5 protein-coding genes and 1 riboswitch are annotated in these 6,087 nt (G+C 54.2%); all 5 genes read left to right on the top strand.

All coding sequences use genetic code 11. The features are described 5' to 3' along the window. A partial coding sequence (locus tag ASH01S_RS14775; protein ID WP_157067161.1) for a MutS-related protein occupies nt 1-1,114 on the top strand: 1,114 nt, incomplete at its 5' end. Beyond that, nucleotides 1,111-2,622 (top strand): MutS-related protein, encoded by a 1,512-nt coding sequence (locus ASH01S_RS14770; RefSeq protein WP_067929216.1) that lies wholly within the window; start codon nt 1,111-1,113, stop codon nt 2,620-2,622. The genes ASH01S_RS14775 and ASH01S_RS14770, both read left to right, overlap by 4 nt. Nucleotides 2,623-2,752: 130 nt before the next feature. Further along, a riboswitch (Fluoride riboswitch) is annotated at nt 2,753-2,813 on the top strand. A 123-nt stretch (nt 2,814-2,936) separates the two neighbouring features. Continuing rightward, complete coding sequence (locus tag ASH01S_RS14765; RefSeq protein WP_067929215.1) at nt 2,937-3,884, top strand: respiratory chain complex I subunit 1 family protein; 948 nt, start codon at nt 2,937-2,939, stop codon at nt 3,882-3,884. A 113-nt stretch (nt 3,885-3,997) separates the two neighbouring features. Next, nucleotides 3,998-4,624: a hypothetical protein gene (locus ASH01S_RS14760; RefSeq protein WP_067929214.1), complete on the top strand. Its 627-nt coding sequence runs from the start codon at nt 3,998-4,000 to the stop codon at nt 4,622-4,624. A gap of 5 nt (nt 4,625-4,629) precedes the next feature. Continuing rightward, entirely contained in the window at nt 4,630-6,084 is a 1,455-nt protein-coding gene (locus ASH01S_RS14755) for a proton-conducting transporter transmembrane domain-containing protein (protein WP_067929213.1), read from the top strand. The last annotated feature ends 3 nt before the right edge of the window (nt 6,085-6,087 follow it).

The raw sequence follows: 6,087 nt of genomic DNA, 5'->3' as shown, positions 1-6,087 counted from the left end.
CCGCGATTATTTACTGCGTTACGTCCGCTCCGCTGAATTCCGTACTCTCTCGGCAGATGTACGACGGGTGAAGTCCAAACTAGGCGCCATTCGGTACTGTCTCTACATCAAGGGAAGCTCCATCACGGTCCGCAAATATGAATATGAACCCGATTACAGTGTGGATATTGAGGATACATTTGCGAGGTTTCGGCAAGGCACTGTGAAAGACTACCTGGAAAAGTTTTCGGACTGGATGCAAATGAGCCATGTGGACGCTCAAATCGTTGAGTATCTGAGAAAGCTGTTCCCGGACGAATTTTTGGAGCTGGACCGCTTTCGAACCCAGCATGACAGTTTTATTGACGACTCTATCGCCATCTTTGATCGGGAAGTTCAGTTTTACGTTGCCTATCTGGATTACATCGCATTACTTAGGAACCGGGGGTTGCTATTCTGCTACCCAAAAGTGTCCGCTGTGAACAAGAATGTCTATGCCCGCGAAGCGTTTGATGTGGCCCTTGCACATAAACTGGTCCGCCATAATCAGCCTGTCGTCCGAAATGACTTCAGCCTCGGCGGCAAGGAGCGCATCTTGGTCGTAACTGGCCCTAACCAAGGTGGTAAAACAACGTTTGCCCGAATGTTTGCCCAGATGCACTTTCTCGCCAGTTTGGGATGTCCGGTTCCCGGTACGCAGGCTCAACTCTTTTTGTTCGATACCATTTACACACATTTCGAAAGAGAGGAGTATGCCAGGGACCTCAATGGCAAGCTGAAAGACGATCTGCTGAGAATCCACAAGATTTTGAGCTGCGCAACGCAGAACTCCATCCTCATCATCAACGAGATCTTTAGTTCCACTTCCCTTGAAGACGCAGTGTTTCTAGGTAGGAGAATCATGGAGGACATGATACGCCTGGAATCGCTGTGTGTTGTTGTTACGTTCATCGATGAACTTGCTGCACTCGGTGAGCAGACCGTGAGCATGGTCAGCACAGTGCATCCAGAAAATCCAGCAGAGCGAACGTACAAGATCGTAAGAAAGCCAGCGGACGGGATTGCCTATGCATTGTCCGTTGCGGAGAAGTACGGATTGACTTATCCCCGTCTGAAGGAGCGTCTTGTGCGATGAAGGTTCACCTGATGCATGCAGACCACGATTTTCGACTCGATCAAGAGCTACCCGTGAATGCAGAAGACCTCATACAAGACCTGGGATTAGCGCAGTTGTTTCAAACAATGAGTCAGGGTGATGATTTCTTGCTCGACGTCGCGCGTAAGGCTGTTTTGGGAGAAATCTCCGACGTAGAGGTGATTCAGTATCGTCAGGACGTTCTCAAAGACTGCCTGAAAATGCCGCAGATTGTCAGGGATATGTACAACATTGCTGTGGAGACAATCGAACGTCGTCGGAAGGAGCGGTTTGGCATTTTCACCCGGACCCCTTCGTACAACGTCTACCAGTCTGTACATTTGCTGCGGATTTTTATGGACGCACTCATGGAACTCAGACGGTTCGCAGATTGCAACCTAAAGCAAATCCACTCACGCGGGTTTTCGACACTTTTTACAATGCTGCAGAGGGAACTGTCTGACGAATACTTCGCGAGAGTTCATGATCACCTGCGGACACTCTCATTCGAGCGAGGGATGCTGATTCGTGCCCAGTTGGGGAAAGGACATCTGGGAACCCATTATACCCTGGTGAAGCCATCGCCCAGGAGCCGAAACTGGCTTGGACGCATGCTCGACAACCGTCTGCATGGATACACGATTCATATCCAAGCGCGGGATGAAACAGGCGCCCGGATACTTTCCGAAATCAAAGACCGCGGCGTAAACGTGGTCGCGAATGTACTGGCTCAATCTGTCGAGCATATCCTGGCCTTTTTCAATCAGCTGAAGACCGAGCTTGCCTTTTATGTGGGCTGTTTAAATTTGTATGATCGACTGAGTTCTAAGGGTGAGCCCATTTGCTTTCCTGCAGCCGTTCCGGCCGAAAAGCAGGAATATTCCGCACGGGGGTTGTACGACGTCTGTCTGTCTTTGCGTATACCACAGAGAGTCGTCGGCAACGACGTAGATGCGGATGGAAAGAACCTTTGGGTAATCACCGGCGCCAATCAAGGTGGAAAGTCCACCTTCCTAAGAAGTGTTGGCGTCGCTCAGCTCATGATGCAGTGCGGGATGTTTGTCCCGGCGAAGTCATTTTGCGCGAGCATCTGCCATGGTCTGTTCACGCACTTTCGACGGGAAGAAGATGCTGCCATGAATCAGGGCAAATTTGACGAGGAGCTGGGGAGAATGAGCACGATTGTTGACCATATCCGCGAGAACTCGCTCGTGCTCCTGAATGAGTCATTCGCAGCTACGAACGAACGAGAAGGTTCCGAGATTGCTCGTCAGATTATCACGGGATTGGTGGAACATGGAGTCAAGGTTGTGTTTGTCACGCACCTATACGAATATGCACAAGGCGTGTACAGTCAGCATCCATCCAACGCCGTCTTTCTGCGTGCACAACGGGAACCCGATGGTACCCGGTCATTTCGAATTCAGCCAGGAAGGCCGCTATCGACAAGTTTCGGGAAAGATTTGTACCATGAGATTTTTCAACGAAGTGTTACGAATTATGTATAATTCACTTTTCTCTATCCTGTGCGCGTAGGCGAGGCCAGCCATGGTGGAAACCAAATCAGCGAATTGGTGGACATGACCCTGTTGTATTTTTTGATTGTCACAATATAATGATAGTGTAACATGCTGATTGCCTGAATTGGGCGATGGAGCTCGCCGTAAATGCCGACCAGGCTAATGGCTCCTATCCAGCAAATTGCTGGGTAGGAGCCATTATTTATTCGGCGGAGTGTTCCGGGCGGGTCAAGTCCAATCATGCTCAATGCAGGTATCGTATCAACTTCGGGATCTTCCATATTGTGAAGGGAGGGAGCGCTGTGACGCTGGGTCAGGCCGTGTGGATGCAGGGGATGCAGCTTGGGTTTGTCCTGCTTGTGTCTCCGCTCATCAAAGGCATTTTGAATCGCTGGAAAGAGTTCGTTCAGGGAAAGCGCGGTCCGAGCATCTTCCAGGTCTATCGAGATTTGCGCAAACTGTTCCACAAGGAGACTGTGATACCTGAAGACGCTGGGTTGCTCTACCGAGTCGCTCCATACGTGTACTTCGCGGCTCCGCTGATTGTGACCATGCTGATTCCGGTTCTGACATCCTACCCACTTTTCATGGCGTTCGCAGGTGACATGATGGCGGGCGGCTTCATTCTCGGCTTGGGCACATACGCACTCCTCGTTGGCGCAACCGCCGGCGCGAGTCCGTACGGTGGCATCGGCAGCACACGCGCCCGCTTTGTGTCGATGTGTGTGGAGCCTGCGCTGATACTCATCCTGTTCGCTGTCAGCTTCTCCGCCCACGCAACCATTCCTTACATCGTCAACGGGGTGATGCAGCACCTGGGGTGGTCGCCGGTTCATCTGCTGCTGATGGCTGCGTTTTTTGCGGTCCTGCTGGCGGAAACCGGACGGATCCCTGTCGACAACCCGTCGTCTCATCGAGAGTTTTCCATGATCGACCACAACCGCGCTTATGACTATTCCGGCCCGCATCTGGCGCTGATTGAGTGGGGCGGCTGCATGAAATTCGTGGTTCTCGGAGTCATTTTGCTCAATGTCATCACGTCGCCGTGGGGGCTTGCCAACGGACATTCCGCCCTGGCACTGCTGGCAGGCGCAGCACTGGTGTTCGTGAAGTTCCTTGCATTGCTCGCGATGGTCGTGTGGGTGGAATCCTCTATTGGGAAGCTGCGGCTTCTGCGCATTGCCGAGTACATGGCGGCCGCCGCAGCCGTGGCGCTGACAGCAGTCATTCTGGCCGTTGCCGGCGTTTGAACGGAACGACATTGTCCCCTGAGTGTTCGAAAAACTGTTCCGAGGTCAGAAGGCACACCAGCGTGTCATCACCTAGGGCGAATCTTGGGGATGCAGAGGAGGCGTGGTCATCGTTGCTGTGGACATGGTTCTACCTACCCGTGTTTCTCCTCGCGCTGTGGATTGGTGTGGCGCGAGAGCTCAGAAACTGCCAGATTGGGTATCTTATGCAAACCGCGTTGATAGCCGCATTGTATGCCATTCAAGCCGTGCAGAACGGTGACCCTGGCATGTGGATTGCCTTTGGCGGCCTGGTGGTGATCCGCGGCGTACTGATTCCTCTCTTCATCTATTCCAGGCTGTCTCGTGAAACATTGCTGGCGCGTGACATTGGATTTGTCACATCCCCCACGTTTCTGTTAATCGCGTTCTTCTGTCTGGGGGCTGTCGCTGCGGGCTTCGCAACCGCCTGGCACGGCGTACTCGCGGTGCGCTTTGGGCTGGCGTTGGCCACCCTCCTGGTTGGCCTGGCTGGTGTCGCGCTCACCCACCAGGCCGGTCACCAGCTGTTTGGACTCCTCAGTGCCGACAACGGCGTGGATTTGGCAGTGGCAGCGGTACTGAGCCGCATCCCAGTGGCAGCCGATTATCTCATCTTTATTGATGTCGCTCTGGCGGCCATCCTGTTCGTCGTCATGATGCATCGACTCACGCAAGCGGGTTCGCTGCGGCTGCAACACTATCGCGGATTGAGAGGGTGACAAATGTGAACCTCATCGGATTGCTGCTGTTGCTGCCGGTTCTCGGCATTGGCGCCGTGTATGCGTCTCCCGTGCCTGTTCGCCGCCTGGTTCCGGCTGTCGTGACGGTACTGAACCTGCTTGTAATGGCTGCCGTCCTTTGGGTTCGCTACGGTGTTACGGAGACGGAGCCGGCCACATCGCAGTGGTGGTTGATGGATCCGCTGAGCTTGGTGGTGACCTGCATCACGCTCGTGGTGGGGTTCACCGCTTCCGTTTACTCCATCGGCTATGTCCGCGAACATACGGGCGGCGCCCCGGAAAAGGCGCCGAAGGAGCGCCAGTATTTCGCTTTGCTGCTGGCCTTTTACGCAAGCTTAATCGCGGTTTCCATCGTACAAAACATGTTCTTTACGTGGGCGGCCATCGAATTAACTGCACTGTCTTCTGTGCTGCTGGTGGACTGGAATGACACCAAACTCACTCATGAAGCGGCGTGGAAGTACCTTGTCATCATGGTGACGGCGGGCCTCATCGCACTGTTCGGTCTGGTGACAGTAGTGGGATCCGCAAACGTGCCGTTTACCAGTGCCGACTGGTCCGCATTGGTACGGCTGGCGAGCCACGTTCCCCCAACCCTGCTGCGGATTGCCTTCGCATTGGTGCTTGTAGGATTCGGCGCGAAGGCTGGACTCGTACCCTTTAACTTCTGGCTGCCGGACGCGCACAGCCAGGCGCCATCACCTGTCTCTGCAATGCTCAGTGGGATTAAGCTCAACTGCGCCATGTACGGTATCCTTCGCCTGCAGGGCGTGCTGCACGCTGGGGGGCAAACCCAGTTTGCAGATGCCGCGCTTGGCACCCTGGGCTTTGTCACTGTTGGCGTGAGCGCGCTCATGACTGTTGCGCAGACTGACGCGAAGCGGTTGTTCGCCTATTCGAGCGCGGAAAACCTGGGTCTCGTCGCCATCGGTTTTGCATTCGGTCCCATTGGCGCCTTCGCAGGGTATTTACAAATGGCGAATCACTCCATCATCAAGTCCATGCTGTTTTACCACTCGGGTGAATTGTTGCACGCGTCCGGTTCAACCGACATGCGAGGGATGCGCGGTATCATCAGCGTGCTGCCAAGAACGGGCCGCGCGCTCATGCTTGGCATGATTGCCATTGCTGGCGCACCGCCCTTTGGCCTGTTCATCAGCGAATTTCTTGTCGTGTTTGCTATTGTCCGGCATGGTACACCGATACTCGCCGCGCTGCTGCTCGCGTTCCTGATGATTTTGTTTGCTAGCTTTCTGCAGCGGGCCGTCCAAATTGGTTATGGAGCACCGTCGCGCAGGCTGCTGGATTACAGAGGTCACGCTGTTCAGGAATCTGCCGGCGTGACGGTCCCGACCATTCTGCATTTGGCAATCGCGCTCGCATTCGGAACAGTTCTGCCGTTTGTCCTGTCGTCACTCCCCGGCGTCATCATGACCTGAGAA

The organism is Alicyclobacillus shizuokensis NBRC 103103, assembly GCF_001552255.1.
GTDB lineage: Bacteria > Bacillota > Bacilli > Alicyclobacillales > Alicyclobacillaceae > Alicyclobacillus_G > Alicyclobacillus_G shizuokensis.
Note: the sequence above shows the minus strand (reverse complement) of the source record. Positions and strands in the feature narration are given on the sequence as shown.